The 25,394-nt window shown below is 46.8% G+C and carries 19 protein-coding genes; 5 read left to right on the top strand and 14 right to left on the bottom strand.

What is annotated here, in order from left to right; translation table 11 throughout:
* Positions 1-40: 40 nt before the first annotated feature.
* Positions 41-1,138, top strand: coding sequence for a winged helix DNA-binding domain-containing protein (locus ACOIT5_RS15270; RefSeq protein ID WP_423127021.1), 1,098 nt, complete (start codon positions 41-43; stop codon positions 1,136-1,138).
* Here the strand turns inward: ACOIT5_RS15270 and ACOIT5_RS15265 are convergent.
* The 7 genes from ACOIT5_RS15265 to ACOIT5_RS15235 all read right to left on the bottom strand — a co-directional run bounded on the left by ACOIT5_RS15265 (position 1,131) and on the right by ACOIT5_RS15235 (position 12,408).
* Positions 1,131-2,738, bottom strand: coding sequence for a glycoside hydrolase family 28 protein (locus ACOIT5_RS15265; protein ID WP_423127020.1), 1,608 nt, complete (start codon positions 2,736-2,738; stop codon positions 1,131-1,133). The two genes, ACOIT5_RS15270 and ACOIT5_RS15265, sit on opposite strands and share 8 nt — an antisense overlap.
* Before the next feature lie 58 nt (positions 2,739-2,796).
* Positions 2,797-3,768, bottom strand: coding sequence for a pectinesterase family protein (locus ACOIT5_RS15260; RefSeq protein ID WP_423127019.1), 972 nt, complete (start codon positions 3,766-3,768; stop codon positions 2,797-2,799).
* A 40-nt stretch (positions 3,769-3,808) separates the two neighbouring features.
* Positions 3,809-5,221, bottom strand: a complete 1,413-nt coding sequence (locus ACOIT5_RS15255; protein ID WP_423127018.1) for a pectate lyase family protein — start codon at positions 5,219-5,221, stop codon at positions 3,809-3,811.
* 229 nt (positions 5,222-5,450) lie between these two features.
* Positions 5,451-7,160, bottom strand: a complete 1,710-nt coding sequence (locus tag ACOIT5_RS15250) for a RagB/SusD family nutrient uptake outer membrane protein (RefSeq protein ID WP_423127017.1) — start codon at positions 7,158-7,160, stop codon at positions 5,451-5,453.
* Positions 7,161-7,165: 5 nt separating this feature from the next.
* On the bottom strand, positions 7,166-10,507 hold the full coding sequence (locus ACOIT5_RS15245; protein WP_423127016.1) for a TonB-dependent receptor: 3,342 nt from the start codon (positions 10,505-10,507) through the stop codon (positions 7,166-7,168).
* 260 nt (positions 10,508-10,767) lie between these two features.
* Positions 10,768-11,769 carry a FecR family protein gene (locus tag ACOIT5_RS15240; RefSeq protein WP_423127015.1) on the bottom strand — a complete coding sequence of 334 codons (1,002 nt, stop codon included), beginning with the start codon at positions 11,767-11,769 and terminating at the stop codon, positions 10,768-10,770.
* A 75-nt stretch (positions 11,770-11,844) separates the two neighbouring features.
* The gene (locus ACOIT5_RS15235) at positions 11,845-12,408 is read right to left on the bottom strand and encodes an RNA polymerase sigma-70 factor (protein ID WP_423130623.1); all 564 of its coding nucleotides are present in this window, start codon (positions 12,406-12,408) and stop codon (positions 11,845-11,847) included.
* On the opposite strand from ACOIT5_RS15235, the gene ACOIT5_RS15230 reads away from it, so the two are divergent.
* Positions 12,351-12,581: a hypothetical protein gene (locus tag ACOIT5_RS15230; RefSeq protein ID WP_423130637.1), complete on the top strand. Its 231-nt coding sequence runs from the start codon at positions 12,351-12,353 to the stop codon at positions 12,579-12,581. The two genes, ACOIT5_RS15235 and ACOIT5_RS15230, sit on opposite strands and share 58 nt — an antisense overlap.
* A 26-nt stretch (positions 12,582-12,607) precedes the next feature.
* On the opposite strand, the gene ACOIT5_RS15225 is transcribed toward ACOIT5_RS15230, so the two are convergent.
* The 3 genes from ACOIT5_RS15225 to ACOIT5_RS15215 all read right to left on the bottom strand — a co-directional run bounded on the left by ACOIT5_RS15225 (position 12,608) and on the right by ACOIT5_RS15215 (position 15,316).
* Positions 12,608-14,197, bottom strand: a complete 1,590-nt coding sequence (locus ACOIT5_RS15225) for a hypothetical protein (RefSeq protein WP_423127014.1) — start codon at positions 14,195-14,197, stop codon at positions 12,608-12,610.
* Positions 14,198-14,651: 454 nt separating this feature from the next.
* A complete protein-coding gene (locus ACOIT5_RS15220) occupies positions 14,652-14,786 on the bottom strand; it encodes a hypothetical protein (protein ID WP_423127013.1) in 135 nt (44 codons plus the stop codon).
* A 389-nt stretch (positions 14,787-15,175) separates the two neighbouring features.
* Positions 15,176-15,316 (bottom strand): hypothetical protein, encoded by a 141-nt coding sequence (locus ACOIT5_RS15215; RefSeq protein WP_423127012.1) that lies wholly within the window; start codon positions 15,314-15,316, stop codon positions 15,176-15,178.
* Between the two features lie 203 nt (positions 15,317-15,519).
* On the opposite strand from ACOIT5_RS15215, the gene ACOIT5_RS15210 reads away from it, so the two are divergent.
* The 3 genes from ACOIT5_RS15210 (at position 15,520) to ACOIT5_RS15200 (ending at position 20,582) form a co-directional block, all read left to right on the top strand.
* Positions 15,520-17,679, top strand: a complete 2,160-nt coding sequence (locus ACOIT5_RS15210) for a cation:proton antiporter (protein ID WP_423127011.1) — start codon at positions 15,520-15,522, stop codon at positions 17,677-17,679.
* A gap of 67 nt (positions 17,680-17,746) precedes the next feature.
* Complete coding sequence (locus tag ACOIT5_RS15205; RefSeq protein ID WP_423127010.1) at positions 17,747-19,015, top strand: hypothetical protein; 1,269 nt, start codon at positions 17,747-17,749, stop codon at positions 19,013-19,015.
* An 82-nt stretch (positions 19,016-19,097) separates the two neighbouring features.
* Entirely contained in the window at positions 19,098-20,582 is a 1,485-nt protein-coding gene (locus ACOIT5_RS15200; protein WP_423127009.1) for a rhamnulokinase, read from the top strand.
* 45 nt (positions 20,583-20,627) lie between these two features.
* Here the strand turns inward: ACOIT5_RS15200 and ACOIT5_RS15195 are convergent, their stop codons facing one another.
* The 4 genes from ACOIT5_RS15195 to ACOIT5_RS15180 form a co-directional block, all read right to left on the bottom strand.
* On the bottom strand, positions 20,628-21,464 hold the full coding sequence (locus ACOIT5_RS15195) for an endonuclease/exonuclease/phosphatase family protein (RefSeq protein WP_423127008.1): 837 nt from the start codon (positions 21,462-21,464) through the stop codon (positions 20,628-20,630).
* A 49-nt stretch (positions 21,465-21,513) separates the two neighbouring features.
* Positions 21,514-22,500, bottom strand: coding sequence for an alpha/beta hydrolase (locus tag ACOIT5_RS15190; protein ID WP_423127007.1), 987 nt, complete (start codon positions 22,498-22,500; stop codon positions 21,514-21,516).
* 157 nt (positions 22,501-22,657) lie between these two features.
* Positions 22,658-23,851, bottom strand: coding sequence for a CynX/NimT family MFS transporter (locus ACOIT5_RS15185; protein WP_423127006.1), 1,194 nt, complete (start codon positions 23,849-23,851; stop codon positions 22,658-22,660).
* A 108-nt stretch (positions 23,852-23,959) separates the two neighbouring features.
* Complete coding sequence (locus ACOIT5_RS15180) at positions 23,960-25,378, bottom strand: hypothetical protein (protein WP_423127005.1); 1,419 nt, start codon at positions 25,376-25,378, stop codon at positions 23,960-23,962.
* Between the last annotated feature and the right edge of the window lie 16 nt (positions 25,379-25,394).

The raw sequence follows: 25,394 nt of genomic DNA, 5'->3' as shown, positions 1-25,394 counted from the left end.
TCTGACCGAAACCCGCATAACAAATCAGTAGAAACCATTTATGCAAACCAGGATGAATTCGTCGTCAGAGATCATAAAAATCCGTTTACAGAATCAGCAAATTGCCTGTTCGGGGTTTAAAACAGCCAAAGAACTGGTCGGTTTTATGGGCGCTATGCAGGCGCAGGATTACGCGATGGTCAAGTGGGCCGTTGGCATTCGGTTGCCTGATGCCACCATCCACTCAGTAGAAGACAGCATTAATCACGGAGAACTGATCCGCACCCACCTGCTCCGGCCTACCTGGCACCTGGTTTCGGCCAACGACATCCATTGGATCCTAGAGCTAACAGCCCCGCAAATCAAATCGAAAATGAAGTCGCGCCATAAAGAGCTGGAACTCAATGACGCAATCATCGCGAAATGCTGCAAAATTATCGAAAATACGCTGACTGAACACCAATCATTGTCACGCGAAGAACTCATTGCCGAACTGACCCGACATCAAATCAAAACGTCGGATAACAACCGGGCTGCCCATATTCTTCTTTCGGCCGAATTAGACGGATTAATTTGCAACGGCGCTAACAACGAAAACAAAACAACCTATTCCCTCCTCCGAAAGAGGGTTCCGAAAACGAAGCCGTTTGACCGGAATGAAGCCATTGCCGCGCTTACCGAAAAATACTTCTTAAGCCACGGGCCTGCCACAACCGACGATTTCATCTGGTGGTCGGGCTTACCTGTTAAAGATGCCAGGAGCGGAATCGAGATGCTCAACAATCATCTCATTCCCGAAACCATTCACTCACAGCGTTACTGGCTTCATCAATCAGCAGCTCATTTTGAAACCACCGAAAACCTGGCCTGTTTACTGCCTGCTTACGACGAGTTTATCATCAGCTATAAAGACCGGAGCGCCATCCTCGCCTCGCCCGAACAGGGAAAAGTTATTTCGTCAAACGGACTTTTTAAACCCGTAATTCTCGTCAACGGGCAGGTTGCCGGTTTGTGGAAAAGAACGATAAAGAAAAATAAAGCCATTATTGAAACCGAACTTTTCCGCCCCCTTCGTTCGGGTGAACGGGAACTGGTTGAACAATCGGCCAGGCTGTTTGCCAGGTTCATCGCGAAAGAGGCGGAAATCAGATTCAATTAAGTGACTTTTCTTCCTCCTGGAAATGCAGGTTCCGCGAATCTTCGCCACTCACCAGGACCAAATCCCCGGTATTTCCCTTTGCACTAAAACCGGTGAATGTCATGTTCGTTGTTTTATATACCGAAACGGCATGTTCGCTGTCAAGCTCGAGGTGAATCCGATTCGCCTGAATATTATCGGCAAACTGGCTGAAAATTCCTTCTTTTGATTTAATGTGTACATTTTCAAGGTGTATCCCGGTCACCGGCATTTCAGGAAGCCCGCGGATGAACAGGGCAACCTGGGCGCCGTCGCAGACAATATTCTTAAAATAGATATTCCTGAACGCCGGCGTTTCTTCGGTCACCGGGGCTGGTTCAATCAACAGTTCACCGGTTAAAGGATCTTCCGACGGCGACTTGGAAGCATAGAACAGATTAAAGCGGATCGCTTCAGTCGGAATATTTGACATCCGTATATTCTCCATATAAATATCTTCGACCACCCCGCCCCGTCCGCGTGTGCTTTTGAACCGAAGGCCGCAGTCCGTGCCAATAAAGGTGCAGTTAGTCACGAACATTTTGCGCACACCTCCCGACATCTCGCTGCCGACAACAAAACCGCCATGTCCATGATACACCACACAATCGCGGATAATAAACAGCTCAGTCGGCATTCCGCGTTCACGGCCTTGCTTATCTTTACCCGATTTGATACAGATCGCATCGTCACCCACGTCAAAACTGCAATTTTCGACGATCCCGATCCGGCAGGATTCCAAATCCAGCCCATCGCCGTTTTGTGAATACCAGGGGTTACGGATGGTCAGATTTCGCAAAGTAATGTGTTCGCACATCAGCGGGTTAACATTCCAGGCCGGCGAGTTTTGGAAGGTGACTCCTTCGAGCAGCACTTTGCGACAGTTTACCAGGCTTACCATGACCGGACGCAGGTAATGCCTGAACGGGGCCATATTTTCGATGGTTTGTTCTTCCGGGAGCAATTCCCGGCGCTCATTTCCGATAAACGAACCTTCGGACGGATACCAGCGATTATCGTTATGCACAATTCCTCCTGAAGCCACCAGCTTCTTCCACTGGCCATCCGTCAGTTTTTCCCGTTTTACCTGACGCCAGTACTGACCATTTCCATCGATGATGCCCTGCCCGGTAACTGCTACATTTTCCAGATTTCTTCCTGTTAAGGGAGATTGACAACGTATCGCACGCACCCCTTCGTAAAATGATTCGACCAGGGGATATTCTTCTACATCGCCGGTGAATTGAATCAAGGCTCCGCTCTGCAGGTGCAGGTTAACATGACTTTTCAGGGTGATCGGGCCCGTCAGCCACAATCCGCCCGGGACCAGCACCACTCCCCCTCCGGCCTGCGCACAGGCATCGATGGCTGCCGCAAAAGCGCCGGTATTTAATACCGTCCCGTTATCTAACGCACCGTAATCAACAATATTAAAGGTATCGGCACGAAACGCCGGTGTCTCCACCTTGGGCATATCAAACGGCAAGTCAGGATCCGACTGCTTCTCCCTCAACTCGGGGTTACAGGCTGTAAAAAAAACCAACAGGCACTGCATCAGAAATAAAAACGTAATTTTTCTCATACAATCAACGATTAATCTGTACTTTATAATTTCTTTTCGCTAAATCCGTCATCCCGAATCAGGGACGCCAGTTATCCGTGGCCGGGTATTGATTTCCGGCTTTAAAAATCTGCTCAAGACGATACGATTTCAACTCCTTTTTGCGGAGCTGATGCGACCATTCCACCCGCTCGTTAGCAAATGCGCCTGCTCCTGTACTTCCGTATTCGGCATAAAAAGCAGTCTGGTCGCGGCCTGTTCCCGACCAATTGGCCCATCCGCCGGGTAAAATATGCGCTCCCATTTCGCAATTCAGAAAAACCACCTTGGCGTAATCGCGCCAGGGACGCCCCAGGTAAACCCGATCGACTCCCGGATCTGCCCTTAGCGTGCAATTCATAAATACAAAACCAAAGGGCCTTCCTTTTGGAGTACTGGCAGCAGTGATGTACGAATTGCTTTTACTGTGAATGGTGCATGAATCAAACACGACGGTGGCTTCGCCAAACAGGAAGTCGGTCGTTCCTTCGATATAACAGCGACTAAAATACTGGCGGCTTTTTTCGCCGGCACCGTAAAAGGTATCCTGATGCCCGGTAATGCGGCAGTTGCGAAACTGGCAACGATCACCTTCCACATGCAGGGCTACCGCCTGCCCGACCGGCCCGGCTGTATTTTCAATGGTCAGGTTTTCGGCCACAAAATCATTGGCCTCTACCTTTAAGGTATAGGTATGAAAGGTACTGTTGCGTCCAAGTCCGATTTTTGTAAAATGATCGTCATAGGTAATGATGGTCCATTCAACGCTTTCGCCCTTTAATGTGAGCAAGGGGTTCCACGAATAGACCCGCACTTTTTCCTGATAAACGCCGTTTTTGATAAAAATGGTGATCCGGCTGTCGGGATAGGCCTTGGCGGCATTCACCGCCTCCTGTATCGTTTGATAATCTCCGGAACCATCGGCAGCGACCACCAGCTCATATGCAACCTGGCCAACCGCAGGTCTGGTAAAAAGAGTCAGCAACAAGCTGACAAATACGATTGATTTCATTGAAAACATTGGGTTCATCCGTTAATTAATTTTTAGTCAGTCACCTTTTGTTTAAGCCCATTACCCCTTCAACCAATCCGTTTAAATATACCTCGAGGTTGGTATATTCCCGGTTTAAACCGTATTGAGGGCCGTCAGCAGCATCTTTCGGGTTCAATCCGTTCTTTTTTTCCCAGGCATCAGGCATACCGTCACGGTCCCGATCTTTGAGAGCAGGCAATGATTTCAACTCAGGCCACCCGCCTACATCTTCCTGCGAATCAATGATACCGGGTTTTTGACTGTATGCTCCCATATAAGTACCTGTTCCGTCTTTCACCTCCGAAACAATCCGCTTGTCCACCGCATCGCGTACCAGGCTGGCGCCGGCCGATCCGAGCACGGAACGGTATGCTTCTTCGGCCGTTTGTTCAACAATCGGCACAAAAAAGAACGGAGCTGTAGCTTTTACTTCTTCCAACACGGCGCCCTCATCCAGATCAACCCCGCCATTCCAGTTATCGGCGGTAACCAGCTTATCTCCTTCGACAACGTTCCCGTCAATATAAAACTGACCAAATGGGAACCGCTCCGACGACCGGAATACATTGAATATACGGCTTTTTGTTTTTTCCGATGTTGCCGGTCCCGGCTTATAGTAGTTTGCGACCAGGTTGTGCATTCCCCGTTCACCGGCATAAACGCTGTTGCTTCCCCAGTTGTAAATGACGTTATTTCGGAAATCGACCAGATCGGTCCAGGGCACGTTGTAGCGGGCCCCGTTAAACCGGGGATTACGGCTGGTATTGTGTGCAAACAGGTTGTGATGAAAGCTTACGGTATCGCCTCCCCAGATGCCGCCGTAACCATGTTCCCCTTTCTCGTGTACCGAGCTGTTCAGGCTCTCTGAAATCATGCACCACTGGATGGTGGATTGATGCAGTTCGTACAACGAAGCGCACTCATCAGTCGCCCAGCTAAAACTACAGTGGTCGATGAGGATGTTGCACTGGTTCCGGCAACTCAGGGCGTCGCCCTGCACCTTATTGATGTCGCCCAGGCGAAAGCGCATAAACCGGACGATCACGTTGTCGGCTTTAATGATCACCGGGTATCCTTTTATACAAATACCATCGCCCGGGGCAGCTTGTCCGGCAATGGTCAGATGATCTTCCTTAATTTCAAGCTCCGATTTCAGTTCGATGGTCCCGGATACACGGAACACGATGGTAAGGGGCCCTTTTTGCTTCAGCGCTTCCCGCAAACTTCCCTGGCCGGAGTCGTTCAGGTTGGTTACTTCGGCGACTTTTCCACCACGGCCGCCGGTAGCGAACTTACCGGCGCCCTCAGCGCCCGGAAAAGCAAGCGCCTTGTTTTCTTTTCCTGCAACGACAGGAGTTGACGCATGCAACAGATCCCCGAAAGAAAGACAGATGAATAATAAAAGCGTAATAAACAGTTGGTTTGATTTCATACGACTGGTTTGGTTGAATACAGGTGTAAAATTACTGCATCGCACACAACAAGCCGATTACAAATTGATGTATGAACGGGGGTATTTTGCCGGAAATTGCAAATTACCGGGAAAGCAAAGCATCCCATACAGGATAGATATAAGAAGCTATTTTTGATTCGCATTATACATAAAAAGAATGCCCCGAAGGGCACTCTTTTTATGTTATTCAAATTAAATCTCCGGCGAACTAGTCTACTTCATAACCCGGATTTTGTGTCAATTCTGCATCTTTATTCAAACGAATTTCAGACAGTGGAACAGGCAACAACGCATTGTAATCCTGAAATCCTGTAATTATTTTATTTGCAGGCGATGCATCGCCATTCATCGGAATCCGATCTTTGAGTTCACCTGTACGTACAAGTGTCATTCGCCGATTTTCCTCTCCAATGAGTTCGCGGGCACGTTCATCGAGTATAAAGTCGATATTAATATCACTTGCACTTACCTTACCTAAGGTTGCATCGCCGCTCTTATCACGGGCCGTCATAAAAGCACGATCCCGCAATACATTAATATCATCAGCTGCACCGGAAGTATTCCCCTGGCGGAAACGGGCTTCGGCCCGCAACAGGTAAGTTTCACCCAAACGCATTACCGGCCAGTCTTTCACGATTGCATAACCAAAATCATCAGTAGGATCGTAACCTCCCCATTTTGTGCAGTAAGGGTACCAAACTTCAAGACTGTCGCTTCTGAAAGGAATAGCCCGGTCTCCTGTTTTGATCGTAATAATCTGAACTGCATCAGCTGCGTCTTTAGCTACGCGGAACCCATCAGCGTCAATTCCGATTTCTTCACTATAGCCAGGTTTGTTATAATTGGTGGTACGGCGAATGTTGAAGTTACTGTTTCGAATATCTCCATCCAAGCCTTCCCAAACCGTATATTTCATAAAATTGCTCAAGCGAAGACGTCCGTTCCCGCGACCTCCAAGCGAATCAGCATTTACCATACCAGACCATTTGTGATAAGCGGGTTGCCATACGCGACGGTGTTGCGGATTATCAATCGTACCACCGGCAACTTCCCGGTTGTATTCCACCTCAAAGCTCCATATAGTCTCGGTATTACCCTGTGAGCGACGTTGGTTTCCCCAACGAAACATATCCCGGTAATAATCTCCGCCTTCAGCAAGATATTTACCGTAACGAGCTTTTATTAATGAATATTTACCGCTCGTGATAATATCACTCGCTGCCTGTTCGGCTTTGATAAAATAGGCATTATCTCTCATTCCTATACGCAGGTATGCCTCTGCAGACAGTTGCCGGGCCATATCCTTGTTAATCCGGCTTTGGTTAGCGGTTTGTCCGACCTCAGGTAAATTGGCAATGGCATAAGTAAGGTCTTCTTCTATCAGTTGATCCACCTCTGCTACGTTCTGACGAGTGAAGTCAAGTTTCGGTGTAGCAACTGGTTCTTTTACAAGAGGAACATTACCCCAGAATGTTACCAACGTGTTATAAGCATATGCCCTGAAAAATTTTGCTTCAGCAACTGCCGGTTTATTATTTTCTTCGCCGAGAGCCGATATAATCAGGTTAGCATGGTTGATAAAGTCGTAACATTTTCGCCACAACCAGGCTACACCACTATTTTCAGCATTCAAGTCGGCATATTGGTAGAAAGGATTTTCTACACCCTGCGTCGCCCCTGCACTACATACGTCTGTCCCTATTTGCCAGCATGAAAGGAAACCCTGCTGACTGCTCCAGCCCCAAAGCTCGGCATAAGTGCGGTGTAATCCTAAAACCTGTGCTTCAATGGTTGCATCGTCGGTGTGCCCTGTACTATAGTAAGAATACGGTGATTCATCTAAAAAGCTGTCTTTACAGGAGCTTGCCAGCAAACTCAAGACAGTAAGAGTAACGAATATATAATTATATTTCTTCATGATTTCTACAATGTTAAATTAATACCAAAAATGAAGCTGCGTACAACAGGGTAATTAATAGACCAATCCACGGTACTACTTTCAGACCAACCGCGTTGGAGATCCCGGGCTTCAGGATCCCATCCAATCCAGTTTGTAAACGTATAGAGGTTGCGTCCGCTTAAATAAAGCTGCAGACCATTAATGCCTATTTTGCTTATTGCAGACGTCGGCAAATTATAGCTTAATATAATATCTTTAATCCGGGTATAACTTGCATCCTTGGGGAATCCGTAACCGTGGCTGTTGGAATGGTTGCCCAGCGAACGCCATTCGTTACTTTTGTTTTCCGGTGTCCAGTAATCTACTTCGGCAGGACCGTTTCTTCGTCCAAGCTCATCCGAAGCCGCTCCAATTTGGGAGTTATTCCGTAGAGCACCCTGAACGGTAGTGATAAAAATACTCAAACTGAAATTTTTATAACTAAAAGTGTTGGTTATACCACCTGTCCATTTTGGATCTGTTTGCCCCAAAATACTACGGTCGTTATCGTCAACTTTCCCATCTGGAACCCCACCGGGACCACTGATATCAGCAAGTTTCAGGTCTCCGGCCAATGCAGTAGGGTCCCAATTACTATGCAAACCCGCTGCAATTTCATCTTCCTGCCAGATGCCAACTTTGGTATAATCGTATATGACACCAACAGGATGCCCTATAAACCAACGGTTACCCAAATCATCCTTACCATCCCCGTAAAGATCAACAATTTTATTCTTATTGCGGGCAAACACAAGCGTAGTCCCCCATGTAAAATCTTTGGTAACAACATTTTTTGAGTTGATTGTAAACTCAACACCTGTATTTTTAGTTTTACCAATATTGGCATAAACATCAACATAACCTGTTATTTGCGGTACACTTCGCTGGAGTAAAAGATCTGAGGTTCTGGTTGAATAAACATCAAGTGAACCATTTACACGATTGTTCCAGAATCCAAAATCGAGACCTGTATTAAAACCTTTGGTTGTTTCCCACGAAAGATCTTTATTCCCCATACGAGTTTGTACTTTAAGTGTGGTTTGGGATTTACCTCCCATTGCTAACGAATTGGAATCCATTTTAAAGAGGCTTTGATAAACACCAATTGCTTCATTACCGGATTTTCCGTATGACAGACGCAATTTCAGATTATTGACCACGTTATTGTGCGGTTTCATAAAACCTTCATTTGCAATATTCCAGCCCACAGCAAATGAAGGAAATATTGCATATTTGTTATTATCGCCAAAAACCGAAGCACCATCCCGACGTACGGTTGCCGTAAACAAATAACGGCTGTCATAAGAATAATTCAGACGCCCCATCTGCGAAAGTGAACTGTATTCATCAGCGAAAGAAGAAGCTGTTTGTGTTGAAGCGGCTCCGAGTTTACCCCAACCAAGATCATCATTCGGAAAGACACTTCCTGTCGCTATTGCTTCCTGATAATATTTATTTTTGGCAGCATACAAACCGGTAAAATCAAAATGATGCTTGTTTATGTCTTTTGAATATGACAGAATATTTTCAATTGTATATGTCTGCGTTTCACGATTAACTATTCTACCCCAGCCGGTCATATTGAATACCGATTTTCCCTCATACTCATTGGTGCGATAAGGAACAAAACTGTAACCGGCATTGAATTTATATTTTAGTCCGGACAGCGGGGCCCATATTTCACCGAAATTCATTTCTGCATATCCGTTTACCGATATATTGAACTGACGGCGTTCAGGATCCAGTGTTGTTGGAAGCAACGGGTTTGCCCACAAAGTTTCAGAATACATCGGATAATGTGTCAGGGAACCATCCTCTTCGTACATTCTGGCGTATGGACTCATAGCTGCAGCATTCACAAGATTTGCCCGACCTCCGTCACGATTGTGAGATACAATAAAAGTAGAAGTTCCGACAGTGAGATATTTGGTTACATCAACATCGGCATTTGTACGGAATGAATAACGTTTATAATTGTACCCCTTAACAACACCTTTCTGATCCATATAATCCGTTGAAATAAAATACCTTGAATATTCACTTCCACCGGTAATACTAATGTTATGGTTCTGAATGATACCGGTTTGTGTGACAGCGTCAATCCAATCAGTAGTTTTTCCGTTCGTATAATTGTCATACTCATATTCATACCTCACAGGACCTCCGTTATACAAGCTTGAGTTCTGTATGCGGGCGTACTCAGCATAACGTTCCAATATTTGTTCCGGAGAACCTGGATCAAGAATGTGGGCAATTTCCTCGACTCCTCCATAACCACTATAGCGAATAACCGGCTTGCCGGACTTACCACGTTTCGTTGTAATAAGTATTACGCCATTGGAGCCATTAACACCGTAAATTGCAACGGCAGAAGGATCCTTGAGAATCTCCATCGATTCGATGTCATTTGGATTAATATCGTTAATCGACCCTCCCGTTTTACTCAACGGAATACCATCTACGACAACATATGGTTCTGTGCTTGAAGAAATGGAATTTTTACCGCGAACCAATACCGATGGCGCGTCACCAGGAATAGAAGAAGCCTGCGAGATATTCACTCCCGCCGCAGCTCCTTGTATTGCCTGCATAACATTATTCACCGGTAACTTAGAAAGACGGTCAGATGGAATTGAAGTGACCGATCCGGTAATGTCGGAACGTTTTTGTACTCCGTAACCAACCACAACCACCTCATCTACCCCAATGGTCTCTTCCTTTAATACCACATTAAAGGCCGTTTGTGAACCAACTCCCATCTCCTGTGTTTGCATACCGATGAACGAAAACACGAGGACATCGCTGGCATTCACTCCCCCCAAGTTAAAATTTCCGTTGAGATCAGTGATCGTTCCATTGGTCGTTCCTTTGATCAACACGGTTACACCCGGTAAAGGTTCTCCCTGTGCATTGGTAACCTTTCCGTTAACAACGCCATTCTGCACCATTGTAAAGGATTTTTCCGCTCCGGAAATCAACATGATATGACGCTCCACCATTTTGTAGGTAACAGTTGTACCTGCAAATAAGGAGCGCAATACTTCGTCAATATTTTCACCGCTTACGTCCAGATTCACCCTGCGTTCAACGTCGATCCGGTTGTTGTCGTACATAAATGAGAATTGGGTTTGGTTTTCAATCTCATTCAAAATCTCTTTGATCCGGCGATCTTCAAATTTCAGTGTCAGTTTTGCATTCTGAGCAAAACCTCCGGCGAGTACCGTCAAACTCGTCGCTAATGTCAGGAATAATGTAAGCCTCATAGCTAACCAAATTTTTTTTGTACAAAGGTTGCCCAGGTACAAACACAATCGTTTTTTTTTCATAGTTTTACATGATTTGTTATGAATCTGAAATACAATCATTTTTGCGGATGGCTCGTATTTCTGATTCGGTTTAACAATAAACTTTAGAACAGGAAAGGCGGCCACCTTTCCTGTTTTTATTTTCGTTTAATTCATACGTGTCAATTTTCAATCTTAATTACTGCAATTTTCGTATTTTCATTCGCTTTTCAATCTAAACTTTCAACGGTATGGAATAGCCATTATACATTTTCGGTTGGTGTGAACTTTGGCGCACATGGCTATTTCATCCTTTTATATTTTATCATGACCTGATCACCACGGATCTCATAATCAATCGGAGTAATCACCGAAATCAGATCAAGCACTTCGCGCATACTTTCGGTTTTCACGTTAAACGTATAGTTGTGATTTTTATACAGCGACCGATCCAACGTAATTTTTACGCCATACCAGTTCTCGAGATAAGCAATAACTTCCTCAAACGGCTGATTCTCAAATATCAACATTCCATTCGTCCAGGCAATCAACGCATCTGATCTGTCAAGCGTTGAAACCTGAAACCCATCAGAACCTGCGGCTAATTGTTGCCCGGGATCCAAAAAGCTCAGAGACTCGTTTTGCTGATTCAGGACTTCGACCTTACCTTCAAACAGGCTAACCACCGACTCTTTTGCGTTTTCTTTTATATTGAAACGGGTACCGTAAACTTTCACCTGAATGTCGGACGCATGAACAATAAATGGTTTGTGTTTATTTTCAGCGACTTCGAAATAACATTCACCCTGAATATACACCTCGCGCGAATTCCCGCTAAACGAACCGGCATATTTCAGTTCCGCCCCGGAATTCAGCCAAACACGGGTACTGTCGGGCAAAATCATTTGCGTGCGTTGCCCGGCCGGAGCAATGACCTGGGTATAAGCCGCAAAAGAGGCTGAAGTTTCATCCGGTTGCAAACGAAACCAGTTTCCGGCAAAAAAAGCAATGGCAATAGCAGCGGCCACTGCCATATACCTGATCCAAAGTTGCCTCATGATTACTTTCGGGGTCGAATCAGCCGAAATCCGCCGCATCAATTCATTCCACAGTTCTTCTTTTTGAGGTTCGTACGATACAAGCCGGGGTCCGGTGAGTTTCCGAATACTCAGAATTTCGTTAAACACCCTGATATGATCGGGAGAAGCCTTGAGCCATTCCTTTACAACAAGCTCGCTTTGCTGATCTGTTTGATCTTTCAGGTAAGCGCTGATTGCCTCCCATGGTGTGTTTTGTGATTCCATAATTCAATTCAGTTAATAAGATGACGCAGGAAAATGGAATATCCCTCAACCGGAATTCGTCTTTTTTTTCGATTTTTAAAAAATGCCCCGAAGAAAAAGCCAGAATATAAAAATTTGTTTGTAATAAGGGGCTAAAGCAGATCTCAATTTTCGCAAAGCGATGCCGACATGGTTTTCCACCGTTTTGACTGAAATAGCCAATTTCTCAGCAATTTCTTTATGTGATAAGTTTTCTTCCCAGGCCAGGCGGTAAATTTGCCGGCTTTTCTCAGGCAGGGAATTAATCGCGCCTTCGATAATTTGTCTCAATTCTTGATTTTCGAGATAAAATTGTGAGTTAAAATCGACGGAAAGCTGATCTTCTTCAATTTCAAGCCGGGTAAACAATTGTTGTTTCTCGCGCCGGTAGAAACTAACAGCCCGGTTTTTTGCAGAGGTAAACAGATAAGCCCGCAACGACGAACGCAGCTCAAGCGATTCCCTTCTCTCCCATATCTGCGTAAAAACCTCCAAGGCTATTTCTTCGGCAAAGCTTTGGTTATGAAGATAGGTGAGCAAAAAATTACACAAATCCGAGAAATATGAATCAAACAAAAAGCGATATGCAGAAAGATCGCCCTGTGCAATTTTCTTCAGCACAAGCTGTTCGTCGGGGTATGTTTGAGGTTTGCCCAATTGTAGCGTTAGTTTTTGCAGCAGGTAATTTGCAAAAATATGAAAAAGCAAAAGACATGAGCAAAATCTGTTCTAAAACTATCCGGGGAAAACGTGCTGTCATCTTCTTTAAATCTCAACAGACTCTCTTCGAATAAATCATTGGTTTAAGCGCCCGATGAAATTACTCAAACCCGCGATACAGGTACAATGCTCCATACGTCCAATTGGGGCCTTTTAACTCCGGATAATTAAACCGGTCCATCATCAGCGCCACGAACCGGAAAGGATAAGCTTCGGGCAATTGAACCACATTGGGCCAGACCCTTGTTCCCGATGTTTCGTCCCAGGGAGGCAAATCCATTGATAAGGAGCCCGATTCTCTAAGATCGGGGTACGAATAAATGTAGATTTTACGGTCCTGACTGCCGGAGAAACAATAACGTTTGTCGCCAACACGCTGAACAGACGTTCCTGTCGAATTGTTTCTCACCGGACCTGCTATGCGCTGGTAGTTTTTATTCCAGTCATCCGATTCAAGCATAATGGCTTTGTAGCCGTTTCTGTTTTCGCATGCCAGCATCCGCCATTTTTGCACATCCGAATCGTACAAAACATGAGGATCTTCAAAATCGCCAACCATTCCAAACGGCGTAGCACGCATCACCGAGAAACCAAAACGGGGATCAGTTTTGCTCTCAATAGCCAGCAATTGCTTTTTTTCATCCGGATTGGCGTAGGCGCTGAAACCGGTCGTCAGTCCACGCCAGCATTTTTCATTCCGATCGTAAAAGATGTGCGATGCCACCTCGTTCCGAAGCATATCATCTCCACGGTCGAACAAAATAACCCCCTCAAACCGAAGGTCGAACACGGTGGGATTCAAACTGAAAACCCCCTGAATATGATGTGGCAACGCGCGGCCCCGGATGCTCATGGTGTACCATAATCGCCCCTGATCGAGCAACGGTTCACCGTCTTCGTAGGTGATGGCCCTGATGTCGGCTAATCCCATCCCGGAGTTCAGCGCCGATTCAACTTGATTCACACATACACTGCCTGAACTTATGGCCAGGTACAAATTTGACTGGAATGACTGCATGTACTGCTTTTTCCGCAAATCGACAAATTGTGCAAAATCGGATTGTGCGACGGGTACCGGCAAGCCGTCGTTCTGAATGAACAAGGCAAACCCGCTCCCGAGCATTTGCAGGATAATCTTTCCTTCGATATTATTCAGGCCATTACTGTTTGTAAGTATCGTTCCGCTTATAATTTCCCTGGAATCTTTAACATACTTTTGGGTTGCATCCAGAATTTGCTGGTCGTTATACCGAAGTGTGACAAAAAACTGTTCTGTTTTGGTTGGATTGGAAAATTCGAAGCCCATTTCGCCCTGCCCCCTGCACAATTCCAGGTCGATGGTATAGGTGGCAAACGGATTAAACCCGCCAAACCAAAAGGAGGTTTTTGATTCTTCGCCCGACATTACCAGCAACTGATTATTTTTTACCTGAATATCGGGGTGAAACCCGGAATAAAATGTCGTGGGGTACATGGCAGACATCCCGATGATTTCCGCCGGGTATAAACCAGCCAGAAGTATTTTCTGGTTGTCATCGAAGATAAACCTTCGCACTCCCTGCCGCACAAATTTAATTTGACCGGGAGACAGGTTTGTTTGGGCGCTTGCTCCTCCAACCAACAACAAAACAAAAAAAAGCAACCCCCAAATAGATGATCCAATTATCGATTTCATTTTCTCTTGTCTCATTCCTTATTTATTTGCAGTTGACAGCCCGAAATTGTTGTAATGAACGTGAGCATTGCAAGATCGGAAACCAATTTTTCCGTTAATAAATGGGTCACTGTCAGTATAATCAATCTTTGGTGCAGCAAATTTAGAAAAATTAAACCACGATTGCTCTTGACCGGCCGTTTTCAGCCTGCTCAATACCTCGCTGAAAGAACCCTTTGAGTATACAGAAATTAATACCCGGGAATCTTGGGGATGGAGATCCTCCCCCGGGGGAAAAGCCTCCCAACTTTGGGTAAAAGCTTTCCAACCAGGGGGAGTATCCCGCGAACCAGCCATTTTGTAAAAAAAGAAAAGAAAAAAGACCTGATGCCGACACGAGTGTTTCGACTGATTATTTATACGGGATCTGAACTTGATTTCGGGCAAAAAAAAGCAGGAAAAATTTCCTACCTCTTTCATCTTGGGTTAGTCACTTCCTCATTTTTCTGATTTCTTTAACCAGATTATGATTTTTACCAAGCAAACCGGTAATCAGTTCAACAGCGTTCGAAGCGTGGCTGTACGCAAGGTTGAGAGTTCTCCGGGCTTCGGTTAGATTGGCCATAATTGTATGTTTTTTGGTTTGTGAATGAAATACTTAAATTTCTTAATTAAACGAATAAAGATCATCCGCTAAAAATTATTTTAAGCAATATATTACCTTTATTGTTAAATGTCAATATGTTTATTAGCATATTTAATCCCAAACCACCCCGTCTTTTGCTCCGCAAAATACACTCCTCTGCCAAGAAGGAGGGGAAAAGCACAGAGCAGGCTGAACAACATAAAGCATGCAAGCGGAATACCGTCCGCGAAAATTCGTTGAACGAAGCAAACAAAACCCTTTCGGACGGAATGGCGCCGCGTCATTTTGGATACAAAACCCCACCCCTTTTTCGTCCGAAGAGAGAACATTTCTTTTATGAACGGCATCGCGCGGACGATTTTCTTTTTTCACACGTCAACCCGGGACGCCACTCCTTCGTCGTTTTGCCCCGGGCTACCCATATTTGTCCCATACAGGGCCAGAAAAACAGATCGCTTGTTTTGATGTATAAAGAGCCGCTCAAAAGGGATGGCCGTGGAGGACTCCACATCAAACGATTTAGAAAGACGCTCATCATAGGAAGCAAATATTCTAAAAGCGATTTCCCTGATTTATAAACTCCCGAGATTTTAAGTAAAAAAAGAAATTAGTACCTTGCCCGGATAAAACCGGTTTGTTTGCGGGCCCCGGATGCCAGAAAAACCGGTCATGGGTTTAGGGAAGTGATAATATTCAGAAAAATGAACTGACGATGATACCAGCAAACATATTCAGCCTAAAGTTACCACTGGAAGATCCGGTGCTGATTTTTACCCTGATACTCTTTATCATTCTTTTTTCGCCTATTCTGCTAAACAGGATCCGTATCCCACATTTAATTGTATTGATTCTGGCCGGGGCCATCATTGGGCCCAATGGGTTCAACCTGCTGCTAAGAGACAGCAGCGTGGTTTTGTTCGGCACCGTGGGCTTGCTGTATATCATGTTCCTGGCAGGCATCGAAATTGATTTGGCCGAATTCAAAAAAAACAGCGGGAAAAGCCTGGTATTTGGCATGTTCACCTTTCTCATCCCGATGGGATTAGGCATTGTCGCCGGAATTTATATCCTCCGTTTTTCAGTACTAACCTCGGTGTTGTTAGCCAGTATGTTTGCTTCGCATACGCTCATTGCCTACCCGATTGTCAGCAAACTGGGAGTTGTGAAAAACCGGGTGGTGAGTTTTGTTGTTGGCGGAACGATGATCACCGATACCCTGGCTCTGTTGGTGTTGGCCGTGATCGTAGGCATGTCAACCGGAACAATCGATAATCATTTCTGGATCAGGCTGAGTCTGTCGATTATCGTTTTCGGTTTGATCGTGATGCTCGGCTTCCCGATCGTTGGCAGGTGGTTTTTCAAACGTTTCGACGATAACATCTCGCAATATATTTTTGTGTTGGGCATGGTGTTCCTGGGCGCGTTCCTGGCCGAAGTTGCCGGTATTGAAGCAATTATCGGGGCCTTTTTGGCAGGTTTGTCGCTCAACCGGCTGATTCCGCAAACATCTCCCCTGATGAACCGGATCGAGTTTATCGGAAATGCGCTTTTTATCCCTTTCTTTTTGATTGGCGTTGGTATGCTGGTCGATTTCAAAGCCTTTTTTAAAGACCTCGAGACCATCCTGGTGGCGATAACGATGACCGTGGTAGCCATTGTCGCCAAGTTTGCAGCCGCCTGGATCACCCAGAAAACATACAGATACAACACCAATGAGCGCCGGTTAATCTTCGGGCTCAGCTCGGCACAGGCGGCGGCTACCCTGGCGGCTATTTTGGTCGGGTATAACGTGATTCTTGGTGAAACCGAAACCGGCGAACCCATCCGCCTGTTAAACGAAAGTGTGTTGAACGGGACCATCCTGATGATCCTGGTTACCTGCACCGTCGCGTCATTCGTCACCCAAAAAGGAGCGCAAAACCTGGCCAGGACTGAAACAGATTCGGAAGGAGAAAAGCACGACACCGAAGAACGGATCCTGATCCCGCTGAGCAACGTTGCCAATGTGGATGAACTGGTTCACCTAAGCACAACCATAAAAACAAAAAAACAAAAAGGGAAACTGGTTGCCCTTAACATCATCACCAGCGGGCAGGTGAACGAGAAAACGGAGAAAGAAGCCCGGAAAATGACCGAACAGGCTGTTAAAACAGCCGCAGCTTCCGATCATCTTATGGAGCCGCTGATCCGCTACGACCTGAATGTGGTCAACGGGATCTCTGCCGTGGTGAAAGAACAAAAAATCACCGACCTGGTTATCGGGCTGCACGAGAAAAAAGGGATTTCTGATTCATTTTTGGGCAACCTCACCGAGGGTGTCCTGACCAAATGCAATACAACCACCTTAATTTACAAACCCCACCAGCCCCTGTCCACCATCAAACGATATGTGATTGCCGTTCCGGAAAATGCCGAGAAAGAATACGGCTTTTTCTTCTGGCTGCTGCGTATTTGGAACATCGGAATCAATACCGGGGCCAAACTGGTTTTTTATGCTTCGGAAAACACCGGCGCGTTTATGAAACAAATGCAGGAACAACACAGCATCGATGTTGATTTTAACCTTTTTACCGACTGGGACGACTTCCTGATCCTGAGCCGCAGCGTGCGGGAAGATGATAACCTGGTAATCATCATGAGCCGGAAAATGCACCCGTCGTATAAAGAGATGATGGCCAAAATACCCGCATACCTGAATAAATATTTCCGGGAAAACAGTTATATCCTGGTTTATCCGATGCAATGGGGCGTAGCTGATTATTACGCGTTAAACCTGAATACCCCCTCGTTGATGGCTCCCCTGATGGGACAGGTAGAAAACCTGACTGATTTTAAAAACCTGGTTACAAAATTTCTTAAAAAACGAACCTGACCTGTCTTATTCTGAAACGCAGATTCGTTTCACCAAATCAAACACGTCAAACCAATTCTTATCAACCATGAACAAACTAATCACGCTCATTTTTCTTTTCGCCTCAACCCTCGCGATTGCCCAAAGTCCGGAGGTCAATTACGATGAAGCAAAAGTTCCTGAATACAAACTTCCACCGATTCTTGAGACCAAAAACGGCGTAAAAATCAAACGGGTCAGTCAATGGGAGAAAAAAAGAAAACCTGAGTTGTTGCAGCTGTTTGAGCAGGAAGTATACGGAAAAATTCCCGGCAAGCTTGAAATAACAGAGGTACGCATATTTGAAGATTCGGCCGAAGCCCTCAACGGTAAAGCCATCCGCAAACAAGTTGACCTTGTCTTCAAAAAAAATAATCGTGAATTAACCATTGGCCTGCTAATCTACCGCCCCGTCAACCAGGAAAAGGTTCCGGTTTTCCTGGCTTACAACTTTCTGGGCAACCATACCATCCTGAATGACCCCAATATCCGTCTCACCGAATCCTGGGTACGTGATAACCCCTCCCTGGGCATTGTTCACAACCAGGTTACCGAACAGTCGCGTGGAGTCAAAGAATCGCGCTGGCCCGTGGAAATGATGATTGACGCCGGTTTCGGCTTGGCAACCGCATATTACGGCGATGTTGACCCCGACCGTGATCTGTTCACCGACGGTATCCATCCGCTTTTTTACGCCGACGGGCAAACACGCCCCCGCCCCAACGAATGGGCTTCGATTGCCGCCTGGGCCTGGGGACTATCGCGAATCATGGACTACCTGGAAACCGAAGACGAGGTGAATTCGGATGAAGTGATCGTACTCGGACATTCCCGTCTGGGAAAAACAGCCTTATGGGCAGCAGCTTCGGACCCGCGTTTTGCTATGTGTATTTCCAATAATTCAGGCTGTATGGGAGCCGCCTTGTCGCGCCGGAAATTCGGCGAAACCATAGCGGCCATCAACGCCAAGATCCCGCACTGGTTTAACGGTAATTTTAAAAAATACAGCGATTACGAAGAAGAATTGCCGGTTGACCAGCACCAGTTGCTGGCCCTGATTGCGCCTCGTCCGCTATACATCGCCAGCGCTACCGAAGATTTGTGGGCCGACCCGAAAGGTGAATTCCTGTCTGCTAAACTGGCCTCAGCAGTTTACGAGCTATACGGTCTGGAAGGTTTGCCGGCCGGACAAATGCCTGACCCTGACAAACCAATATGGGGCACTGTGGGCTACCACATCCGCACCGGTCCGCACGACATTACGCCATTCGACTGGCAACAATACCTTCATTTTGCAAAAGAACAGCTGGAAAAATAAACACCGCCCCGGCAACAGGACAGAGCAGGATAATTATCAACGGGCGGTCTGCTTATTTTGAAACAGAACAAGGTAAAATTGTATGAAGAAACATTATTTTATGGCATTCGACCTGGGCGCTTCGAGCGGCCGGGCCATCCTGGGGACACTCGAAAACGATCAGTTAAGCCTCACCGAAATCCATCGGTTCACAAACCGCATGGAACGGATCAACGGTCATTTTTACTGGAATATTTTCAGTTTATTCAATGAACTGAAAACAGGCTTAAAAAAATGTATCTCCGAATATGGCATTCAACCGGAGTCAGTCGCCGTGGATACCTGGGGCGTGGATTTTGTCCACCTCGACAAAACCGGCATGATTTTGTCGCTTCCCTATGCCTACCGCGATTCGCGCACCGACACCGCCATGAACGATTTGTTTCGGCTGGTGCCAAAAGAAGAAGTTTACCGGCAAACCGGTATCCAGTTTATGCAATTCAACAGTTTGTTCCAGCTGTTTTCGATGGTGAAAGACGACAGTCCGCTGCTAAAAATAACCGATCGCATCCTCTTTATGCCCGATGCCCTGAACTACCTGTTTTCGGGCGAAGCCCGGACCGAATTTTCGATTGCCAGCACCAGCCAGATGATTAAACCCGGAAGCTGTGAATGGCAAAGCCCCTTACTCGAAAAGGCGGGTATTCCCACATCAATTTTAGGTGATATTATTTTACCCGGTCAACCCATTGGCCCCCTGACCCGCGAGATTGCCGAAGAAACAGGCTCGGCCCGGATACCGGTTATTGCCGTTGCCGGGCACGATACGGCTTCGGCCATCGCCTCGGTTCCTGCCGACGATGATAATTTTGCCTACATCAGTTCGGGCACCTGGTCAATCTTTGGCATCGAAACCCCGCGGCCGATTATCTCTGAACAAAGCTCGGCCCTGAACTTTACCAACGAAGGCGGCGTTGAAGGAACAACCCGCTTCCTGAAAAACATCATGGGCATGTGGCTGATCCAGGAGTGCCGCCGTATCTGGGCCAAAGAAATTGATTACGCCTGGACGGAAATGGTGGACATGGCCCAACAGGCAGAACCCTTCCGGTTTATGGTCGACCCCGACGATATGCGTTTTCTGAACCCGGCAGATATGCCCCAGGCAGTTTCTTCCTATTGTGAAGAAACCGGACAAGGCCGGCCAGCCACTCATGCCGAAATCATCCGCTGCATCTACGACAGCTTGGCGCTGAAATATCGCTACATCCTCGATCAGGTAAGGACCGTCAGCGACCGGCCTATTGAAAAAATTCACATAATCGGCGGCGGATCGAATAATCATTTTCTGAACCAGCTAACAGCCAATATCACCGGCTTGCCTGTTGTTGCCGGCCCAACCGAAGCAACGGCTACCGGCAATATCCTGATGCAGGCCAAAGCGCTGGGATACGTAAGTTCATTGGCAGAAATGCGCCGACTGGTCCGCAATTCGTTTAATGTGCTGAATTTTTTGCCCGAATCGGATGATCTTTGGGAGAAAGCCTATGAACGATTTTGTGAACTTCCCGGAATGAAACCGGAATAAAACCTGGTTCAAAACATTAACCCGGTTGACTGGGTTAAAAAATAACTATTTTAATGAGAGCTCGGCCAAAACAGGCAGGTGATCGGAAGGATAACACTGGTCTTTCGAGTCGGTTATTACCTCGTATTTCGTGACAGTCACTTTCCGGTTGACAAAGATGTAATCAATCCGGTCTTTCAGCGGACTGTTAAAATCAAACCCGTTAAACGTGCCCTCCGGGCCGCTTGGTTCAACTTCCGATTTCTGCCGGCTGTCATTCAACCTCCGTTCGAGAATCCGGATCGGATCGGCGTCGGGGCTTGCATTAAAATCGCCGGTCAAGATTACCGGGAGCTTATCGTTATTCAATTCATGGACCTTTTTCAGGATCAGCCGGGCCGATTCTTTTCGGGCTTCTTCTCCCAGATGGTCAAAATGGGAATTGAATACCCAAAAATTTGCCCTGGTTTCATAATCTTCGAGCAACACATAGGTACACAAACGGGGCAAGGCGGCATCCCAACCTTTGCTTGGAATGTCCGGGGTTTCGGAAAGCCAGAACCATCCTTGAAGTTTCAGCTGATAACGTTGCGAATTATAAAAAATCGGCACATATTCTCCCTGGTTCACACCGTCGTCGCGTCCCACCCCTACCCAGTCATAACCGGGCATGAAAGAGGCAATATCATTAATCTGTCCCAGCAGGGCTTCCTGCAAACCAAACACATCCGGCTTACGCGAACGGAGCAATTCCACCACATCAGCCTTCCTGTTGGGCCAAACATGAATTCCGTCTCCCGGATTGTTGTACCTGATATTATAGGTCATCACTCTAATATCCAGCGCCGGGCTTATTGTACTGACAGCCAATGCACACATCATCAGAAATAATTTATTCTTCATTCGTTCTGTTTTTATACTGAACAGGAATTAGGCAACTGCACCAATCAGCTTATCGCGCTGAACTCCTTTTTTTTTCGCCTCCATCGCTGCAATAATTGAATGCCGGATAGCCGCAGGCATGTTCACCGGCAACAATCGTATGGATCTGGTCTTTGCTTCCATGCAAGACAAAATCGTAACAGAATTGCATTATTTCATCAAAATACGCGGTCATGGGCGTTCCTGCCAACGCATGGTTACCGCCGCAGGTCGTATGCAGCCAGTAAGGTTTTCCGAGCAGCCGCAGTTTTTCGGCAATGGCCTGCGACCCGTTTAATACCAGGTAGCCTGGCTTCTTCTCATCGCAATAATGATGCGAGGCCGTTCCGTAAGGCACCAGGTTATCGCAGGTTCCGTGAAAAAACATGGAAGGGATGGCCGAGTCGTCATAAATTTTTGCCGTGTCGGGAATGGCCCCGGCCATGGAAACAAGCCCGGCGTACGACACCGGTCCCGAATCGAGCCCGTAACAATAAGGCGGCTCGTAACCGGCATTTAATATCGCTTCGGCGCCGGCGCTGCTTCCCGCCAAAATAATTTGTTGCGGATCGATCCCAAACAGCTCGCGGTTCTCAATCAGAAAATAAGTGGCATCCTGGACATCTTCAACCGCTGCTGAAAAAGTAGCCAGTTTTTCGGTAGCCGGACAATCGCAACCAAACTTGGTTTCCGTATCTTTTCGGGTAAGACGGTAAGAGATGGAAACAGCCACATATCCGCGCCGGGCTACCTTCGAGCAAAAAGTCTTAATTCCTTCATTATCGCGTGTTCCCCCGGAGAATCCGCCCCCGTGAACATACAAGAGCACCGGACGCTCCTGTTCTGCGTCAAAGGCTGGCAAATAAACATCCAGCCTGAGTTGCTGGCCCGCCTTCTCGATGTAAGTGAACGTTTCAAATTCAACAGAATCAGTGATTTCTTCCAGGTAACGCTCCTGTGCAGCGAGTTTGGTAAAACCGATAGAAAGAATAAAAAGAGGATAAATTAAATACTTCATGCTTAATCTGGTGTTGGTCTGATAAGGTGTAAAACTAATCATTTGCAAATTCAGAAAAAACAAACTCACTCATTTTTAACGTCCGGGACCGGAAAGGACGAAACAATCAGCAGAAATTTGCCGGTTATTCACCCGGGGCCAACCGGTCCGGTATCGCTCAACGAATCACCGCCCGGGGGTTTACCGAACGGACCCCGGAATATAACATCAGCACATTGGCCAACTGAATAATTAAAACCGGGACCAGCCATGACCCGGTTTTGTCGAAAAAGAATCCCAGCAAAACCGGCCCGAATGCCGCCAGCAGATACCCCACCGACTGCACCATGCCTGAAAGTTCAGCCGCATGAAAAGAATCCCTGGCTTTGGTGCTGATAATCATGTAGGCGATACTGATACTCCCTCCGGTAGACAAGCCCACGACGGTTATACTAAGAATCAGCCAGGTATCGCTATTAAAAAACATCAGTCCACTGAAACCTGCGAGATTTAAGGACACGATGACAGCAATTGAATGCCACATCTTTTTCATTTTCAGGGCAATAATGGGAGAAAAGAAGGTGGCAGGCAAGCCAATAAACTGGACAAACAACAACATCCATCCTGCTGTCTGGTTATTCATCCCTTTGCTGTGCAGGATGGCCGGCAGCCAGGCAATCAGGCAATAAAATACAAAGGACTGCAAACCCATGAAAGCGCTCACAAACCAGGCTGTATCCGATTTCCATACCGATTGTCCGGGATGTGGTTTTTTCCGGTTTGCCTCGGTTCGGTGTTTTACCCGTACCTGGGGCAGCCACACCAACACACCGGCGACAGCCAACAGTCCCCAAACCAACAGCGTATTTTTCCAGCCCAGGCCGGCATTTTCTGTCAACGGAATACTCACCCCCGAGGCCAAACCGGCCATGCCACACATCGCAGTGGTGTAAAGGCTGGTCATCAAACCGATTTTGGTTGGAAAATCAGATTTTACGACGCTTGGAAGAAGCACGTTGATGATGGCAATACCCGATCCGATAACCAGGGTCCCCAAGTAAAGAATCGAAATATTTTCAGTATAACGAATAAATACACCTGCTGAAAGGATTACCAGGGCCACCAGCAAGGTTCGTTCATTACCCCACCGGCGACCGGCTAAAGCGACAAAAGGAGAAAACAATGCAAAGGCCATCAGCGGGATCGTCGTCAAAAATCCGGCTTCCAGGTTATTGATGCCCAGGCGGTCCTGAATCGTTGTCACCAACGGCCCCACCGAAGTGATCGCCGGACGTAAATTGAAGGCAATTAAAATGATCCCAATGATTAAGCCAAGCTGTCCGCTCTTTTGTCCCTTTTCTGTCTGAACCATGTTTTGCTTTTGATATACAGAAGCAAATAACATGAAAATCATGATGAAAGAAAAATATCTTCAATCCATCCGGAAAACTTTTTACCATTTCATAAAAGAAGGACAGCCTCAGCAAACCTGGACCACTTCCAGTTCGAGCAAATCGCCCAGTTTTTTAATTTTCGATGAAATATGGCCAAGTCCAACCGCACAGTGATGCGCCGGGCCGTACTGATTCCAGTTATTCGCAAAAGCCCGCGCCCCGATCGGAAATTTGTAACGGCTGTTGGTATTCCCGATTTCGAGAATCGGGCCGGGGATCGATTCCGCTTCGGCCACCAGGAGCAACAGTTTGCCCCGATAGCCTTCAACGACCGAAAGCAGGGTTACCGGACCATGTTTCAGACTCATCTCTACCGACAAACCCTTCCCTACCTTCCCATGAAAAACGTTCAGGGGACGTACTTTGGTTTTTCCCTCGGCAATGGCGATATGCCCGGGGCCATCGTGTCCCATCAGCACCACATCAGCATTAAAATCCATCGCGTAATATTCGGTAAACGAACCGCCTGCTCCAAAGGCATCCATGATTTTCATCGCCTGCACATTTTTCACTTCGTACTCGCCGGCAACCGGGATTCCGCGGGCAGTAAGCAGCGAGTTTCCAAGAATCATGGAGCTGATTGCTTCTTCATTTTCGGGTATTCCGGTCCCTTTATAAAAATAGGCCATCGAACCCAGCTTCTTTTCGTCAACCAATTTATCGAGCGCTACCGATGTCCGGGCGGCGCTTTCGAGGTCTTCCGGCAGACAATCTTCCTGCACATCAAATACGTGTTCAAACACACGAAGCTTTTCTTTCACCTCAGCATCTGTTACCCCGCGGCGGGCAGCGGCCAGTTGGTCAGCTTCCAGCATCTCCAGATGACCGCCAAAGGTGGCCAGCTGTAAAGTCAAATCGGTATAAATATCGAGCATGCCGCTGTAGTAATGGCCCATCAGTCCCATGCGGTTGTGCTCCATGACACCGGCCACACGGACCGCTTCAAGCCATTCCGACACTTCGTCCCAGCAAACAGGATCGTTGTGCAACATCCCGGTGATTTGGTGGAATTTGATCCCGGCGCGTTTAAAAACATTCGCAATTTCAGGAACAGGACAGGCCGCACAATGGGCCAGCCATTCGCCTGTCATCTGTTGGCGATCCCGCATTTGATTGAACCGGACATAGTCGATGGCCGGCTCGGGAGACAGGTTCAGAATGATGACCGGCACCTTTGCCCGGCGAACCACCGGCAAAACCGTTGACGACAAGGCATACGTGGTCACATATAAAAAAATCAGGTCCACATCGGCCCGGCGAAACTGATGACCGGCAGTTTCAGCTTTTCCGGTCGTATCAACCAAACCTAAATTCACAATTTCCACCTGTGACCGCGATAACTTCTTTTCAACTTCCGAGAGGTATCCTTCCAGCCGTTCCTTTAACCCGTCGAATTGTTCCCAATATACATCGAGCCCAATTCCAAATAAACCAATTTTACTCATTCTATCTATTTCTGAT

This window comes from Gaoshiqia hydrogeniformans, from assembly GCF_049347105.1.
GTDB classification, from domain to species: Bacteria; Bacteroidota; Bacteroidia; order Bacteroidales; family Prolixibacteraceae; genus Gaoshiqia; species Gaoshiqia hydrogeniformans.
Note: the sequence above shows the minus strand (reverse complement) of the source record. Positions and strands in the feature narration are given on the sequence as shown.